We start from the raw sequence: 14,389 nt of genomic DNA on the forward strand, positions 1-14,389 counted from the left end.
GCACATTCCCGTGATCTCACACCACGCATCCGTAATGGGCCGACGACACCAGGCGGATGTACTTGTCGTGCACCGAGCCGGGCCGTATCGCGGCAACGGAAGCCGGTGCGCGCCAGTCGGCCATGCGGCGGGCGATCTCTTCGGCGGGCACGTCGAGCGTCAGGGTGCGGGCGCCGGGATCGATCACGATGATGTCTCCGTCGCGCACCGCGGCGATCGGACCGCCGCGCGCCGCTTCCGGCGAGATGTGGCCGATCAGGATGCCGTGCGAGACGCCGGAAAAGCGGCCATCGGTGATCAGCGCGACGTCTTCGCCGAGGCCCCGTCCCTGCAACTGGATGGTCAGCATCACCATCTCGGGCATGCCGGGGCCGCCGACCGGACCGACATTGCGCACCACGATGACATTGCCCGCCACGATCTCGCCGGCCCGGATCGCGGCCATCGTGTCGGCCTCGGATTCGAAGACGCGCGCTCTGCCGCGAAACTGGCCCTTCTCCAGCGTCTTGCCCGACAGTTTGAGCAGACAGCTTTCCGGCGCGAGATTGCCCTTGAGGACGCTGATGTGATTGTTGGCCGGCGCGATCGGTTTTGAAACCGGAGACACGATCTCCTGCGGCGGCATCTCCTCCAGCGTAGGAACATCAGCGAGATTCTCCGCCAGCGTCTTGCCGGTGACGGTCATGACGTCGCCATGCAGGAAGCCGGCACGCAGCAGCTCCTTCATCACGACGGGGACGCCGCCGATCGCGTGCAGACTTCCCATCGCGAACGGGCCGTGCGGCTGCAAATCGGCCAATAGCGGCACCCGTTCGCCGACCTGCTGAATCCGCTCGATCGTAACCGGCACCTGCGCCTCGCGCGCGACCGCGAGCAGATGCAGATACATGTTGGTCGAGCCGCCCATGGCATAGATGGTTGTGATCGCGTTCTCGAAGGCGCGCTCGGTCATGATGTCGCGCGGCCGGATGCCGGCAGCCATCAGGCGGTACAGCGCGTCGATCGAGGCGCGGGCCTGAGCGCGGACGTCGGCGTGGATGTCGCTGCCGGCATTGTAGTCGGCCGGATGCGAAGCGCCCCGCGGCAGCATCATGCCGATCGATTCCGCGATCGTGCTCATGGTGTTGGCCGTGAACATCGCACCACAGGTGCCGCTGCCCGGCATCACGTTGCGTTCGACCTCCAGCAGTTCCTCGCCGGACAAGCGGCCGGACTCGTTGGCGGCGCGCGCCTCAGCGTAATCCATGATGGTGAGGTTGTTGCCCTTGCCGGCCCACGCCCCGAACGAAACACGGCCTGGCGTGCTGGTGCCGGGATAGAGCACGAGGCCGAACGCATTGGTGCGCGCCAGCGGCATCAGCGCGGCGGCACCGGTCTTGTCGCAGCCGGAGATCACGATCATGGCGTCGCCGTGATGGGCGTAATGGCCGATCTCGAAACAGTCGGCGACGACATCGCGGGAGACGAGGCTGTAGCCCGCCGTCGGCGTTCCCTGCGTCAACGCATCCGACACCGCCGGCGCGCCGACGATCAGCCCCTGCCCGCCACGCTCGGCGAGGATTTCCACCAGGAGGTCGGTGATGGCGCGGACGCGGTTGTTGCAACGATGGGCGTTGGTGTAGGCGCTCGCGATCGTCACCACCGCGTTGGTCTGCGCCGCGCGATCCGGATCAAATCCGGCGGCGCGCAACTCGACCCGCCCCCGCTTCCAATAGGTGCTGCTGTCCTGCGTCGTCATGACGTGCTCCGGATATTCTGATTGGATGGCCGCGATGCCGGCGTCCGGCCTGTTTGGCACTGAGCGAGGTTAAGCCGTCTTGCCGTCGTCGAAGCTGACGATCACGGCGGCGTTGGCAATCAGGATGGGGTCGTTACCGATATCGGACGGAATCTCCAACCCTCCGGCGACAGCCGTCACCTTCACCGTGCCGTACGGCAACTCCTTGGCCACCACAGCGGTGTCGACCTCCTCCGGGTTGGGTACGGCGATCGTGACATCGACGAACATGTCATTGGCGGTCTTGCCCAGCATCCGGAAGAAGCCGAGGCTGGAGTGGCGGATGGCGTCGGACACGGCGCGCTTGCCCGCCTTGGTGGCATCGCGCCCGTGAACGTCGACGCCCATGCCCATCTCGGTGATACAGCGCACGCGTGCCATTGGTATTCCTTCGATCGTTTGAGTGAGATACCAGCCACCCGCAATCATGCGAACGACCAGCGAGGCGCGAGGGCCTCAGATCGCCAATATTACGACGGGTGGCGCGAAGAAGTGAAGCCGTTGCCGTGGAAGCGCAGGTTCTCGCGCGACAACTGGTCGAGCGATGTGACGCCCATCAGCTTCATGTCGCGTTCGATCTCGGTCCGCATCTGCTCCAACGCGCGTTCCACGCCGGCCTGGCCCGCAGCGGCCAGAGGGAAGAGATAATAGCGGCCGAGGCCTACCGCCTTGGCGCCCAGCGACAGGGCCTTGAGCACGTGAGTACCGCGCTGCACGCCTCCATCGATGATCACGTCGATCCTGTCTCCGACCGCATCGACGATCTCCGCCAGTTGGTCAAAGGCACTGCGCGAGCCGTCAAGCTGCCGGCCGCCATGGTTGGAAAGCACGATCCCGCTGCAGCCGATCTCCACCGCGCGTCGGGCGTCGGCCACCGACATCACGCCCTTGAGGCAGAACTGCCCGCCCCAGTGCCGCACCATCTCGGCAACGTCGTCCCAAGTCATCGACGGGTCAAGCATCTCGGTGAAGTAGCGACTGATCGACATGGTGCCGCTTCCCATGTCGACATGGGTATCGAGCTGCGGGAGCTTAAAGCTTTCATGCAAGAAATAGTTGATCGCCCAGGCCGGCTTGATCGCAAACTGCGTGATGCCCGCCAGATTCAGCTTGAACGGGATGGCGAAGCCGGTGCGCTTGTCGCGCTCCCGGTTGCCGCCGGTGATGCTGTCGACGGTCAGCATCATGACCTCGACACCGGCCTGCTTGGCGCGATTCATCATCTCGCGATTCAAGCCGCGATCCCTGTGAAAATAGAACTGATAGACCTGCGGCGTGTTGCTGATCTTGCGCGCTTCCTCGAGGCTTACGGTGCCGAGCGAGGAGACGCCGAACATGGTGCCGTATTTGCCGGCGGCGGCCGCCACTGCGCGCTCGCCCTGGGGATGGAACAATCGCTGCAGCGCCGTCGGCGAGCAATAGACCGGCATGGCCAGCTTCTGCCCCATGATCGTGACCGACATGTCCACCTCGCCCACGCCGCGCAGGATGTTCGGCACCAGGTCGCAATCCTCGAACGCTCGCGTATTGCGGCGGTGTGTCGTTTCGTCGTCGGCCGCGCCGTCGATGTAATTGAAGATCGGTCCAGGCAGGCGCTGCTTCGCCATCCGGCGAAAATCATGGAAGTTGTGGCAGTTCTTCAGACGCATCGCATTTCTCGGTTGATAACAATCTCGCTTGCCGTAGCAGCGTTCTCATGAGGACAGGCTAGCATCTCGCCGAGTTCTTGGCACAGGAATCCACATGTGAGGTGCGAGGCGGCCGTCGTCCGCACGGCAAGCAAAGCAGGCCCGGGCATAAGTGGCCCGAGCCCGACTGTCTATAGATGCAACGCTTCGGTAGAAACCGGCCCGTCCCTCACCCCGGCGGCATCCTGTCGAATTTCGCCGCGGCTGGATCAAGATGATCCCAAGCATGGCCAGCCGCGGTCCACAAAACTTTTTGCGGCTTGTATCGGCTGGGATCATCGAGACTCCCGGCGTGGACGATGAATATCTCGGGAATGCCGGGGAATGTCAGATAAACCGGTGAGCCGCATGTCGGGCAGAAGGCGCGGGATTTCACTGTTCCGCCGTCGCCGATGACGTCCCAGTGCTTTGCATCGCCGTTGGCCTTCACCGCTGGCCGCGGGAACGTCAAATAGGAGCCGTGGCCGGTGCCGCTCTTGCGCTGGCACTGCCGACATTGGCAGTCGTTCATCTCAATCGGTTCTGCAGAAATTTCATATCGGATCGCGCCGCAGGCGCATCCGCCGGTATAGGCGGCACTCATCTGTCTTTCCCTTCTGTAGAACAGCATTGTTGGCCAACGAATAGTTCAGGTCATATCGAACGCGTATCGCGTTCGGCTTTCGCCGATTCGAGATATTGTCAGATGCTGCTTGCGATCAGCTTGAGCCACGGCGGCAGGTGGAAAACGCTCATCAGCAAATACATCGCTTCCATTCCGCTCAGCGGTGACGTGCCCGCGACCGTACACAATGCCGATCCGTCACCAAGGACGGCCGTCAGCAGCGCCATCATCGCAAACGTCGGCGCGGCGGCGAGATAGAGCCGATTGGACGACCTTAGCGCCGCGGCGCTCCGGCGGAGCGCCTTGTCGTCGAATCCGCCGGAGCAGGCTTGGGTGGAGCAAGCTTGGCTCATGGCTTCGCGCTCCCGCTCTGCTTGCGGAATGCCGCCTCTCCCGCATCCGACACCTCGACCCATCGCTTGTCGGGCGCGGCGCCTTCGACGTAGCTGTCGTGCCAATTCCACCATTTGTAGGTCGGCGTTTGCGGATAGCCGTCGGGCGAATCCTCCCAGACCTCCTGCCGTCCGAGCGGCGTGATGTCGAGATAGTTCCAGGTGCCACCCATCTGCTCATCACCACGGTTGTTGATGAAGTAGGTGCGGTACATGTTGTTGCCGTCGCGGAAGAACACGTTGGTGCCGTGCCATTCACCGACGTCGAAGTCGGCGTCAAAACTGTCCGTGATGGTGTACCAGGGGATCATCTCCCATCCCATGCGTGCCTTCAGCCGCGCAATGTCGGCCTGCGGCGCGCGCGAGGTGAACACCAGCGTGGTATCGCGGGCATTGAGGTGCGCGAGATGAGCGACCTGGTCGGCGACCATCGAGCAGCCGCGGCAGGCATGCTCCGGCCAGCCGAACACACCCGGCTCGTAGAAGGCGCGGTAGACGATCAGTTGATGGCGGCCTTCGAACAGGTCCAGCAGGCTCGCCTTGCCGCGAGGTCCCTCGAATACGTAATTCTTCTCCACCGCCAGCCACGGCATGCGCCGACGCTCGGCGGCCAATGCGTCACGGGCGTGCGTCAGCTCCTTCTCCTTCACGAGCAACTTTTGCCGTGCGGCTTCCCACTCCTGCGCTGAAACAGCATGAATCTGCATAGCTGATCTCCTGTTTGTTGGGATGCTTGTGTGTCGAGCCGGTCAGGCCGGCAGCCGACGATCATATTCGTCGCGCAAGCGGGCCCAGCCGTCCCAGAATGACGCCGGTTCCTTGTCGCTCGCGCGGGCGACCAGCACGTCGAGATGCATATGCCAGCCGGCGCTGACCTTGAGCATGGTCGAGCGATCGGGCAGACGGCGATGGATCACCGTGAGCAGCACGGCCGTACCCTTGGGCTCCAGTTCGAACGTCACGTCGCCGCTGTTGTTCCAGGTGATGGAGAGCTTGCGGAGCGGTTCGAGCTCGGTGATCCGGCTCTGCATGCGGTGCTCTTCTGGGAATCCTTCGGGCCGCTTGCCGGGGGGATCGTTAAGTTCATCATTGCGCCAGACAAGTTCGACGGGCGAGCCGACTTTCATTTCCATCGCACCGGCAGCCAGCCATTTGCTGCGCAGCTTGCTGTCGGTGAGATAGGCCCAGATGCGCTCAATAGGACCGGGCAGCAGCCGCTGGATCCTGAGCGTGGTCGGCTCGATCAATTCGCCATAGGCATCGGGCTTTGTTGTTGAGTTCATTGTCTACTCCTTCTTCCCTTGCTTTGCTTTCGCCTCGTCCTCTGCACGCAGCAGGGCTTCCAGCGTGTCGAGCTTTGCGCTCCAGAAACGTTCATAGCGGCGGAGCCAGGCATCAGCCTCCGCAAGCCGCGTCGGCTCGAGACGGCACAGATGCGTGCGGCCGCGGATCTCGCGCGTTACCAGGCCGGCATTCTCCAGTACCCGCACGTGCTTCGACGCACCTGCAAAACTCATCTCGAACGGAGTTGCCAGTTCCCCGATCGTGAGTTCGCGCTCCGCCAATTGTCCAAGCATCGCCCGCCGCGTTGGGTCCGAGAGCGCGTGAAAAACGGCATCGAGATGCATCGAATACTCAACCATACGGTTTAGTATAGGCGTGCAGCGTGGATAGTCAACCGATCGGTTTAACATCTTCGTGATGGGTTTCCGGAAGCGCCCTCAATCGTCCGGCAGAGTGTAGACGGCGCAGGGCGTCGCGATGCCGCGCAACGCATGCGTACCCAGCGGAACCAATGCGGCGCCGGTTTCGGCAGCGACCGTGCTGGAGATCAGGACAGTGCGGCCAAGCGGCCGGCAAAGCCCCTCCAGCCGGCTGACGAGATTTACCGATGGGCCAATCGCGGTGAAATCCAGCCGGTCGGCCGCGCCGACATTGCCCCAGAGAATTTCGCCGAGATGCAAGGCCACGCCGAACGACAGTGGCGGCAGCCCCTGCCCGCGCCTCGTCGTGTCGAGATGCGCCATGCCGGCTTTCGCTGATACAACCGCGCGCAGCGCAGCGTCGCAGGCATCGCGCGGCCTGTCACCGACCGGGAAGATAGCGAGCACGCCGTCGCCGATGAATTTCAGCACCTCGCCGCCGAAAGCATGGACGGCACCGCCGATACAGTCGAACCAGCCGCCCAGCGCGGCGATGACGGCAGCGGGCGGCTCCGCTTCCGACAGTGCGGTGAAGCTGCGCAGATCGCCATAGAGCAGCACCGCGCGGATGGTCTCCCCGACCTCGCGCCGCAGCGGCCCAGCCAGCACGCGCGCCGCGCTGCGCCGTCCGAGATAGGCCTCGAGCGCGGCCGAGAGCGTTGCGCGTGCCGAGAGCGCGGCAAGCGGCGCGGCAGCGAAACGCGCCGCTTCACGCAGCCGATCCATCTCTGCTTCCGTGAACCTGCGCGAGCCGATCCAGCCGAGCAGCGGCCCGCCCTCGCCCGCTCCTACAATGTCTTCATGCACCGCCCCGCCAGTGGCGAGCCCGCTCAACCAGCGCCGGCCGGCATCACCGGACGAATCCACACCGCCAAGGCCCAAGGGAGCGAAGCCCACCGCCTCGATCACCTCGCCATTTTCGGCCCGCCACAACCAGGTGCGCCGCGCGATGATCGGGTGCGGCACAGCAAGCGTCAGCGCGCCGCCGGCGAGCGGGATGCCGTCCTTGATCAGGCGCGCGCCGAGTTTGGCAAGGAACCGGTCGGCGCCCGGCGATCCAGCGGCCTCATCGACAAGCCATGTCAGCGTCGAACTCAGTTGCATGAGCCAATCATGTGGCACGTTTCATCGTCATGGGCACTTGGTAAATTCCTGAGCTGGCATATGTTGGCTCGGTTGCAGCCGCCGCCATCCCCACCTAGCAACGAGGTTTTCGATGCCAGAGTCATTTGTGGTCCAGCGCGAGACCCAGATCGCCGCGCCGCGCGCCAGCGTGTTCGCCTTCCTGACGGACCCCGAGAAGATCGTGCAATGGATGGGCACCGAGGCCGTGACGGAGACGCATCCGGGCGGGCTGTATCTCCTGAAGGGCGTCGGCAGCGCCACGGGCCGCGGCACGTTTCGCGAGGTCGTGCCGGTGCATCGCCTCGCCTACAGCTTTGGCTGGGAGGGCAATGACGAGGTGCCGCCAGGATCAGGCCTGATCGAGATCGACCTGATCGAACGCGATGGCGGCACGCTGCTGCGCATGACTCATAGCGGCCTGCCCAGCGCCGCGCACCAGGCGAGCCACGCCAAGGGCTGGGCGCATTATATCGGCCGGCTGACCAAGGTTGCGTCAGGTGAGGACCCCGGACCGGACCGAGGACCGAACGGCACCCGCAACGCGTGACGATGGTATCGGTCGAGGCGCGCATCGCGTCGGCTATCGCTCCGCCTTCTTCAGCACCGTCACGTGAAACTGACGCCGGATTTCCATGCCCTGACGCCGGTAGAGCGCGATCGCGGAGTGATTGCTGGTGAACACGTGCAGGAAAGGTATCTCGCCGCGCGATACGATCTGGCGGGAGATCGCGGACAGCAGCATTTGGCCGTAGCCACGGCCGCGATGCGATGGATGCACACAGACGGCAGTGATCTCGGTGTAGTTGGCCGGCTTCATCCGCTCGCCGATCATTGCGGCGAGCTGGCCGTCGACGCGAATGCCGAGAAAGGTGCCGAGTTCATGGGTCCGCGTGCTGAACGGACCCGGCTTGGTAAGCGCGGTCAGCTCGATCATGTCGGGAACGTCGTCCGCGCCAAGGGTGACGATATCGACCCCATCGGCCGGCATCTCGACCGGCGTTCCGGTCATCTGCTCGCCGGTCTCTGCCAGCATGACGTTGAAGCCCGCGGGCGGCTTGACGACGGCCGGCGTGAACAGCACAGCGATATCCGTTGGCGACATCAGCGCGCCAAGCGCCGAGAAGCTTTCGGGCGACATGTCCGGCATGTCGGCGAACGGCGTCATTGCCGTCGGATAGCGCCGCGCGCGTCCGTCGCCTTCGGCCAACGCCCGCTGCGTGGTCGTCAGTGCGGTCCAGATCGGCTGGTCGAGCGGATGGTCGGGTGCATCGCTAGCGGACATCACACAACTTCCTTTGTTCATTGGCGGACGGCACTGCGCGCTGCGTTGGCGGTCACGCTCCTGAACTATCGCGCGTTGAAGGACAAACCAATGAGTTGGCGCATTGCCGGAAGTGTTGGCGTCGCAATCTGGACAGTCCGCAACAGTTTACGTGCATAGGTGAAGGCCGGCGCTCGGACGGATAAATATGGACGCCGTGTCCATCACCGCCATTCTTGCGATCGTGTTGCCGGCCAGGTCGGGCTTGCCCGCGTGATGTTTCCGCCAGCCATTTGAACGGCAATCGCTAACGATAATCATCAAGATCGGCCACCTTGCCGCCCTCGCGAACCTCAGCCGTATAGCGCCAGATATCGGGCCGCGAGCCGTCGATGTCCGTAAAGCTGTAGTGCCGCGCGAGCTCGCCAGAGCTGACCGATTTCTGATTCCACCTGCCGCGATCCGGATCGGCAGCGAGCGCCGCGACCGCGCGGCCGACATAGCGCGGCGATTCCGATAGCGCGAAATCCGGCGGCGCCTGGTGACGGCCTTCCCGAGCGGTCAGCGCATCGCGCCAGTTCGTTTCGGTGACGCCGACATTCTCCAGCATCATCTCGGAACGCAGCCAGCCGGGCGTGATCGCTACGGCAGTCCCACCGTGCGGCGCGAGTTCGTGGCCTTGCGAAAAGGCCAGACGATTCACGCTCTGCTTGGCGAGATCGTAGAACACCGAAATCCGATAATGCTGCGCGTTATAGTCGGCGGTGCCGTCGGTGACTTCGACCAGGAGGCCGCCGGGCTGCGCGACCAATAGCGGCAGCAGGTAATGCGACGTCACCAGATGCGTCTCGATGCCGAGGCGCAGGATTCGCAGACCCTTCTGCAGGTCGAGCTTCCAGATCGGCGTGTTCCACTGCGGCGGCCCGCCCTTCAGCACTTCGGCGCCCCAGATGTCGTTCACCAGCACATCGATATGGCCATGCTCGGCGCGGATACGCTTCGCCAGCGCCGCGACCTGCGAAGGTTCGAGATGGTCGACAGCAATGGCGATGCCGTTGCCGCCGAGGCTGGTCACGAGCTCCGCGGTCTCTTCAATCGTCTCACGCCGGTCATAATCCGAGCGCGTCGATGCATCCGGGCGGGCGCTGCTACGGCCGGTGCAAATCACCGTCGCGCCGGCCTCGCCGAGCGCCGCGGCGATCCCGCGGCCGGCGCCGCGTGTTGCACCCGCAACGACGGCGATACGCCCGCGAAGAGTACCTTCATGTGACGCGACATTCATTGCAGCTTCCTCCACATCGCCGCGCCGATGGAGCTGTTACTTCTCGGCCGTTGCCTCGATCAGATTATCGCGGAGCGTGACGACACTGTGCTGCAGCCGTGCGAACTCGTCCGGTTTCAATCCGGTCGCCTCAACCAGGTTCATGTGCATGCCCCTTTCGCGCAGCTTTCGCCCGGCCTCAGTCAGGCTGACGCGCACCTGCCGCTCGTCCCCGGGATCGCGCTGGCGGCGCAGATAGCCACCCTGCTCCAGCTTTTTCAGGATCGGCGTCAGCGTGTTGGACTCAAGGAACATCTTTGCGCCCAGCTCGCTCACCGTTTGGCCGTCCTGCTCCCACAGCGCCACGATGGCGATCCATTGCGGGTAGGTCAGGCCGAGTTCATCGAGGCCCTTCTTATAGGCGCGGCCGAAGGCGAGGTTCGCCGAGTAGATCGCAAAGCACAGAAAGTCGCCGAGGCACCGCTCGCCGGCGAGCTTGGGCTTTTGATTGCCCTTTGAACTGTCTCTGGAATTTTCCCTGGAACGGGCGCTTGAGCCGATCTGGGGACCGTCATTCGGTCTCATGGTTCGTCCTTTCCGACACGAACATGTGAAATCTCGCATCCATATATCTCGCATCCGATTAAATCGGAAGGGTTGACTTTGGCTTTCAGAGGAGTTTTATAACTCGCATTCGATTACATCGTACACGATCTAGTAGAGGGAGAGGAACCATGACCGCTACCGCCCACACGCCAGCCGTCGATCTGAAGCTCGAAGTCATCGTCATCCCGGTATCCGACGTTGAACGTTCGAAGCAGTTTTACGCGAACCTCGGCTGGCGGCTCGACGCCGATTTCGCCGGCCCCGACGACTACCGGGTGATCCAGTTCACCCCGCCCGGCTCCAACGCCTCGGTGATCTTCGGCAAGAACGTCACCCCGGCCGCGCCCGGCTCCGCCCAGGGGCTTTATCTGATCGTCTCCGACATCGAGGCCGCCCGCAAGGAACTGCTCGGCCGTGGCGTTGCCATCAGCAAAACGTTCCACGCCGGCGGTGACGTGCATGTCGGCACCGACGAGCCGTACCTGTTCGGGCGCGTCCGCTTGAGCGGCGCGGATCCCGCGCGCGGCAGCTATCGTTCCTACGCGTCGTTCAGCGATCCCGACGGCAATGGCTGGCTGCTGCAGGAAGTGACGGCGCGATTGCCCGGCCGCATCGACGGCAACGCCACCTCATTCAACTCTTCGGCCGACCTCGCGGCTGCATTGCGCCGCGCCTCTGTCGCCCATGGCGAATATGAGAAGCGCAATGGCGGCCAGTACGACGTCAACTGGCCGGACTGGTACGCCGACTACATCATCCGCGAGCAGGCCGGCCAGCAGCAAGCGGCGTGAACAGGCAAAACGATCCCGGTCATCGGCGGCCAGGCCGCCGGTGACGGATATCAACCAAGGGAGTTCGACATGACCATGATGAAGAAGTTGCAAAGCATTGCCCTGGCCGCGCTTGTCGCCGGCGTTTTCCTGGCGCCTTCCGGCGTGCAGGCGCAGCAGAACGGTGTCACGCGGACCGACCTGCAGCGGCACGATCTCAGCGCGCAGGGGCGCGAGGCGATCCAGGTCCGCGTCGATCTCGCTCCCGGTGTCGCCTTTGGCAAGCACACGCACCCCGGCGAAGAGGTGATCTATTTGCTCGAAGGCGAGCTCGAATATCAGATCGAGGACAAGCTGCCTGTCACGCTCAAGGCGGGCGACGTGCTGTTCATTCCCGCAGGAACGGTGCATTCGGCCAGAAACCCGGGCAACGTCAAAGGCAGCGAACTCGCCACTTACATCGTCGAGAAAGGCAAGCCGCTGGTGACCCTCGTGAAGCAGCACGCGGACAAGGCATCCCATTGAGACAGGATGGACCGGGGCTGCTGGGCACGCAGCCCCGCCCTGCTGCGCGTAGTTTTCTCGCTGTGTCGTCCGACGACACTTGAATTCAGCCGTTCGGCCTTTGCAGAAACGAGGAGAGCGCCTCGGCCGTCTCCTTCGATTTTTCCTCCGGGAAAAAGTGACCGCCATCCACCGGCCAGCCTTTCACATCGCAGCACCAGCGCCGCCAGATCGCCAGCGGCCCGCCCTCCTCCTCGTACCATGTCGCAAGTGGGCCTGCGCCGCTCCACAACGCGAGTGTCGGACAGGCAATCTTCCGCCCCGCCTCCCGATCCTGCCGGTCGTGATCGCGATCGATCGCGGCAGCTGCGCGATACTCTTCGCAGATGGCATGCGCGTGCGCGTCATCCCGCAGCATGGCCGCATATTCCCGCTGCACCTCGTCGGGAATTGCATTCGCGGAACCCCAGTTCGCCGCGGCGTTGGCGACGATGGCATCGCCGCAACGGGTGAGGATGACTTCCGGAAGCGGCGATTGCTGCGCCAGCAGCGACCATGGCCAGAACGCCAGCGCCAGGCGATCGTCGGCGCGATCCCATGCGTCGGACACCGGAATGACATCAAGGACGGCGACCGCTTCTATCTTGTCGGGTGCGTCCAGCGCGAGGCGCTGCGCAACCCGACCGCCACGGTCGTGCCCTGCGACGGCGAAACGCGAAAAGCCGAGCTGTTCCATCAGCACAAGCATATCCCCGGCGAACGCCCGCTTGGAATAGGCCGCGTGGTCGGGCCTGCTTTCCGGACAGCCGCTTCGGCCATAGCCGCGCAGGTCGGCGCAGACCACCGTATGTGTCTCGGCGAGGCGCGGAGCGATGTCGCGCCACATCAGATGCGTCTCGGGAAAGCCGTGCAACAGCAGAACCGGCGGGCCGGAGCCTGCCCGGCGTGCGAAGATCCGCGCCGCACCGGCATCGATCTCGATTGCCGTAAAGCCCTCGAACATCGCAGCGCTCAATCCGGCAGTACGGCGATGGCGACGATCTCGACGACGAGGTCGGGATGCGCCAGCGCTGCGACCCCGATCACCTCCGATGGCGGCGGGTTGTTGTAGCTGCAATGCTTCGGACAGTGCTCGGCAAAGAATTCATCCATGACGTCAAGGCGGAAGTTGGGGGAACTGAGGACGCCACCGTTCGGAAACGGCCCCTTGACGTATTGCGTGATCTTGACGAGGTGCTCCAGTGAACTGCCGAGCTCTTCGAGATCAGCCTTGATATTGGTCAGGATGGAACGCCATTGCGTCGCCGCATCGCCGGCTGCGCCGCCGCGGCCGCTCGTGGGATCGTAGTTCTCTGTGGTGGCCGTGTTGCCGGCCAGAAAGACATATCCCTTTCCACCATAGACAACCGTGCCCTTTCCCCAGGGCATCAACTTGCCGCCCTTCATCTTCTTGTGTGTGACGAGCTCCATTGCTGCCCTCCTGCGGCCGGGCCTTCGCCCCATCATCGCGGCGCCGGCAGATACAACCCGCAGCTGCGGAAATGGTTCGGGACGGGGTAGCACAAGCGTTCGCATCCTGGCGGCATGAAGTATCGTATGCGCCTCGTTCCTTACCCTCTCGATCAGTTGAGGGCGCAAGGAAGATCAGCAGCCCTGAGGATGGGCGCCGGGATGCCGGTCGCCAAAAGAGGTAGCGAAGGCAGCCGCTCGTTCTAGCGCACGATCTTGATATCCGGGCCCTTCGGCTTGGCCTGCGGCTGCTCCTTCGTTGCGGCCACACATTCATATTGCGGCCACTTCGGCAATCGTTCGTCGAGATTGACCTCGCGCCATTTCGGATGGCCGTTCACATCGAGCCAAGCCTTGTTCTCGCGGATGATCTTGGCCACCTTGGCGACGTTCTGGCACTGCTCGCCGGCGTAGCTGAACGTGATCAGAACGGCTTTGACCGCCACCGTTCTCACGTCGGATTCCTGCCATTTGTAGGTACCCGACGGGATGACGGCCGTGAGATAGCTGTCGAGGGCTTTGTCATCTATCCCGATGAGCTGGAATTTATCATCGGCCGTTGTGCTCTCCGAAAACAGCGTTGCCGGCGCGCCGGCCACATAGAACATTGCATCGATCTCGCCCTTGCGCAGCGCGTCGAGCGCTTCCTTGCCTCCGAGAAAGACTTCCTGCGAAGGCGTGACCCCGGTCTGGAAGAAAATCGTCTTTGCGGTCAGGTAGGTGCCACTTCGTTGCGGGCCTATCGCAACGCGTTTGCCGTGCAGGTCCTGCAACGTTTTCAGCGAGAGATCGCCGAGGACATGCACCTCCTCCTTGTAAAGCGGATAAACGGCGGCAAGCTTGGCGGCGATGGCTTTCAGCTCGTGGTCGTCCGAGATGTCGCGGATATAGTCGAGCACGTCCGACTGCACGATCCCGAGTTGGACACCGCGCTTTCTGCGAACGTCGAATACGTTCTGAATAGAGCCGGCGGATTCAAGAACCTGCATGGAGATGCGGCTCGGTTCGACGATCTTCTTGATGTCCTCGCCGATCTTGATGTAGGTGCCGGTTACTCCACCTGTGACAATTCCCATCTGGGGCGGAGCCGCAAGCGACATGGCAAGCACAATGACCGAAAAAATTACCTTCATCGCTCACTACCTCGCGCTTGACTTGAATGCGTCGACCGGAATCCGGGAGCTGTGAA

The 14,389-nt window shown here is 63.5% G+C and carries 18 protein-coding genes; 3 read left to right on the forward strand and 15 right to left on the reverse strand.

Annotation, left to right across the window (positions count from 1 at the left end):
- Positions 1 to 16: 16 nt before the first annotated feature.
- From RX331_RS21890 to RX331_RS21930, 9 genes are all read right to left on the reverse strand, one after another.
- Complete coding sequence (locus tag RX331_RS21890) at positions 17 to 1,738, reverse strand: dihydroxy-acid dehydratase (RefSeq protein WP_317251986.1); 1,722 nt, start codon at positions 1,736 to 1,738, stop codon at positions 17 to 19.
- Positions 1,739 to 1,807: 69 nt separating this feature from the next.
- Positions 1,808 to 2,158 (reverse strand): Lin0512 family protein, encoded by a 351-nt coding sequence (locus tag RX331_RS21895; RefSeq protein WP_317251987.1) that lies wholly within the window; start codon positions 2,156 to 2,158, stop codon positions 1,808 to 1,810.
- A gap of 89 nt (positions 2,159 to 2,247) precedes the next feature.
- Positions 2,248 to 3,426, reverse strand: a complete 1,179-nt coding sequence (locus RX331_RS21900; RefSeq protein ID WP_317251988.1) for an alpha-hydroxy acid oxidase — start codon at positions 3,424 to 3,426, stop codon at positions 2,248 to 2,250.
- Between the two features lie 208 nt (positions 3,427 to 3,634).
- Complete coding sequence (locus RX331_RS21905) at positions 3,635 to 4,048, reverse strand: GFA family protein (protein ID WP_317251989.1); 414 nt, start codon at positions 4,046 to 4,048, stop codon at positions 3,635 to 3,637.
- A gap of 98 nt (positions 4,049 to 4,146) precedes the next feature.
- The gene (locus tag RX331_RS21910) at positions 4,147 to 4,422 is read right to left on the reverse strand and encodes a hypothetical protein (protein WP_317251990.1); all 276 of its coding nucleotides are present in this window, start codon (positions 4,420 to 4,422) and stop codon (positions 4,147 to 4,149) included.
- Entirely contained in the window at positions 4,419 to 5,168 is a 750-nt protein-coding gene (locus RX331_RS21915; RefSeq protein ID WP_317251991.1) for a DUF899 domain-containing protein, read from the reverse strand. The genes RX331_RS21910 and RX331_RS21915 overlap by 4 nt, the downstream gene beginning before the upstream one ends.
- Before the next feature lie 42 nt (positions 5,169 to 5,210).
- Positions 5,211 to 5,744 carry an SRPBCC family protein gene (locus tag RX331_RS21920; protein WP_317251992.1) on the reverse strand — a complete coding sequence of 178 codons (534 nt, stop codon included), beginning with the start codon at positions 5,742 to 5,744 and terminating at the stop codon, positions 5,211 to 5,213.
- A gap of 3 nt (positions 5,745 to 5,747) precedes the next feature.
- Positions 5,748 to 6,104 carry a metalloregulator ArsR/SmtB family transcription factor gene (locus RX331_RS21925; protein ID WP_317258205.1) on the reverse strand — a complete coding sequence of 119 codons (357 nt, stop codon included), beginning with the start codon at positions 6,102 to 6,104 and terminating at the stop codon, positions 5,748 to 5,750.
- Positions 6,105 to 6,182: 78 nt separating this feature from the next.
- The gene (locus RX331_RS21930) at positions 6,183 to 7,268 is read right to left on the reverse strand and encodes an adenylate/guanylate cyclase domain-containing protein (RefSeq protein ID WP_317251993.1); all 1,086 of its coding nucleotides are present in this window, start codon (positions 7,266 to 7,268) and stop codon (positions 6,183 to 6,185) included.
- Between the two features lie 112 nt (positions 7,269 to 7,380).
- Here RX331_RS21930 and RX331_RS21935 point away from each other — a divergent pair, with 112 nt between their 5' ends.
- Positions 7,381 to 7,836, forward strand: a complete 456-nt coding sequence (locus RX331_RS21935; protein ID WP_317251994.1) for an SRPBCC family protein — start codon at positions 7,381 to 7,383, stop codon at positions 7,834 to 7,836.
- Between the two features lie 33 nt (positions 7,837 to 7,869).
- Here the strand turns inward: RX331_RS21935 and RX331_RS21940 are convergent, their stop codons facing one another.
- The 3 genes from RX331_RS21940 to RX331_RS21950 all read right to left on the reverse strand — a co-directional run bounded on the left by RX331_RS21940 (position 7,870) and on the right by RX331_RS21950 (position 10,396).
- A complete protein-coding gene (locus tag RX331_RS21940) occupies positions 7,870 to 8,571 on the reverse strand; it encodes a GNAT family N-acetyltransferase (protein WP_317251995.1) in 702 nt (233 codons plus the stop codon).
- A gap of 286 nt (positions 8,572 to 8,857) precedes the next feature.
- Positions 8,858 to 9,832 carry an SDR family oxidoreductase gene (locus RX331_RS21945; RefSeq protein ID WP_317251996.1) on the reverse strand — a complete coding sequence of 325 codons (975 nt, stop codon included), beginning with the start codon at positions 9,830 to 9,832 and terminating at the stop codon, positions 8,858 to 8,860.
- A gap of 36 nt (positions 9,833 to 9,868) precedes the next feature.
- A complete protein-coding gene (locus tag RX331_RS21950; protein WP_317251997.1) occupies positions 9,869 to 10,396 on the reverse strand; it encodes a MarR family transcriptional regulator in 528 nt (175 codons plus the stop codon).
- 149 nt (positions 10,397 to 10,545) lie between these two features.
- Between RX331_RS21950 and RX331_RS21955 the strand changes: the two genes are divergently transcribed.
- Positions 10,546 to 11,208: a VOC family protein gene (locus RX331_RS21955; protein ID WP_317251998.1), complete on the forward strand. Its 663-nt coding sequence runs from the start codon at positions 10,546 to 10,548 to the stop codon at positions 11,206 to 11,208.
- Between the two features lie 78 nt (positions 11,209 to 11,286).
- The gene (locus RX331_RS21960; RefSeq protein WP_317258206.1) at positions 11,287 to 11,712 is read left to right on the forward strand and encodes a cupin domain-containing protein; all 426 of its coding nucleotides are present in this window, start codon (positions 11,287 to 11,289) and stop codon (positions 11,710 to 11,712) included.
- An 85-nt stretch (positions 11,713 to 11,797) separates the two neighbouring features.
- On the opposite strand, the gene RX331_RS21965 is transcribed toward RX331_RS21960, so the two are convergent.
- From RX331_RS21965 to RX331_RS21975, 3 genes are all read right to left on the reverse strand, one after another.
- Positions 11,798 to 12,694 carry an alpha/beta hydrolase gene (locus tag RX331_RS21965; protein WP_317251999.1) on the reverse strand — a complete coding sequence of 299 codons (897 nt, stop codon included), beginning with the start codon at positions 12,692 to 12,694 and terminating at the stop codon, positions 11,798 to 11,800.
- Between the two features lie 8 nt (positions 12,695 to 12,702).
- A complete protein-coding gene (locus RX331_RS21970; RefSeq protein WP_317252000.1) occupies positions 12,703 to 13,161 on the reverse strand; it encodes a RidA family protein in 459 nt (152 codons plus the stop codon).
- Between the two features lie 242 nt (positions 13,162 to 13,403).
- A complete protein-coding gene (locus RX331_RS21975; protein WP_317252001.1) occupies positions 13,404 to 14,333 on the reverse strand; it encodes a TAXI family TRAP transporter solute-binding subunit in 930 nt (309 codons plus the stop codon).
- Positions 14,334 to 14,389: the final 56 nt, after the last annotated feature.

The organism is Bradyrhizobium sp. BWA-3-5, from assembly GCF_032917985.1.
Lineage (GTDB): Bacteria > Pseudomonadota > Alphaproteobacteria > Rhizobiales > Xanthobacteraceae > Bradyrhizobium.

Bases quoted from the DNA above. Each gene is read 5' to 3' on its own strand.
- RX331_RS21965 (WP_317251999.1), bottom strand. From the start codon at position 12,694: ATGTTCGAGGGCTTTACGGCAATCGAGATCGATGCCGGTGCGGCGCGG.
- RX331_RS21910 (WP_317251990.1), bottom strand. From the start codon at position 4,422: ATGAGCCAAGCTTGCTCCACCCAAGCCTGCTCCGGCGGATTCGACGAC.
- RX331_RS21890 (WP_317251986.1), bottom strand. From the start codon at position 1,738: ATGACGACGCAGGACAGCAGCACCTATTGGAAGCGGGGGCGGGTCGAG.
- RX331_RS21935 (WP_317251994.1), top strand. From the start codon at position 7,381: ATGCCAGAGTCATTTGTGGTCCAGCGCGAGACCCAGATCGCCGCGCCG.
- RX331_RS21895 (WP_317251987.1), bottom strand. From the start codon at position 2,158: ATGGCACGCGTGCGCTGTATCACCGAGATGGGCATGGGCGTCGACGTT.
- RX331_RS21945 (WP_317251996.1), bottom strand. From the start codon at position 9,832: ATGAATGTCGCGTCACATGAAGGTACTCTTCGCGGGCGTATCGCCGTC.
- RX331_RS21900 (WP_317251988.1), bottom strand. From the start codon at position 3,426: ATGCGTCTGAAGAACTGCCACAACTTCCATGATTTTCGCCGGATGGCG.
- RX331_RS21955 (WP_317251998.1), top strand. From the start codon at position 10,546: ATGACCGCTACCGCCCACACGCCAGCCGTCGATCTGAAGCTCGAAGTC.
- RX331_RS21970 (WP_317252000.1), bottom strand. From the start codon at position 13,161: ATGGAGCTCGTCACACACAAGAAGATGAAGGGCGGCAAGTTGATGCCC.
- RX331_RS21940 (WP_317251995.1), bottom strand. From the start codon at position 8,571: ATGTCCGCTAGCGATGCACCCGACCATCCGCTCGACCAGCCGATCTGG.
- RX331_RS21975 (WP_317252001.1), bottom strand. From the start codon at position 14,333: ATGAAGGTAATTTTTTCGGTCATTGTGCTTGCCATGTCGCTTGCGGCT.
- RX331_RS21905 (WP_317251989.1), bottom strand. From the start codon at position 4,048: ATGAGTGCCGCCTATACCGGCGGATGCGCCTGCGGCGCGATCCGATAT.
- RX331_RS21930 (WP_317251993.1), bottom strand. From the start codon at position 7,268: ATGCAACTGAGTTCGACGCTGACATGGCTTGTCGATGAGGCCGCTGGA.
- RX331_RS21925 (WP_317258205.1), bottom strand. From the start codon at position 6,104: ATGGTTGAGTATTCGATGCATCTCGATGCCGTTTTTCACGCGCTCTCG.
- RX331_RS21960 (WP_317258206.1), top strand. From the start codon at position 11,287: ATGAAGAAGTTGCAAAGCATTGCCCTGGCCGCGCTTGTCGCCGGCGTT.
- RX331_RS21950 (WP_317251997.1), bottom strand. From the start codon at position 10,396: ATGAGACCGAATGACGGTCCCCAGATCGGCTCAAGCGCCCGTTCCAGG.
- RX331_RS21920 (WP_317251992.1), bottom strand. From the start codon at position 5,744: ATGAACTCAACAACAAAGCCCGATGCCTATGGCGAATTGATCGAGCCG.
- RX331_RS21915 (WP_317251991.1), bottom strand. From the start codon at position 5,168: ATGCAGATTCATGCTGTTTCAGCGCAGGAGTGGGAAGCCGCACGGCAA.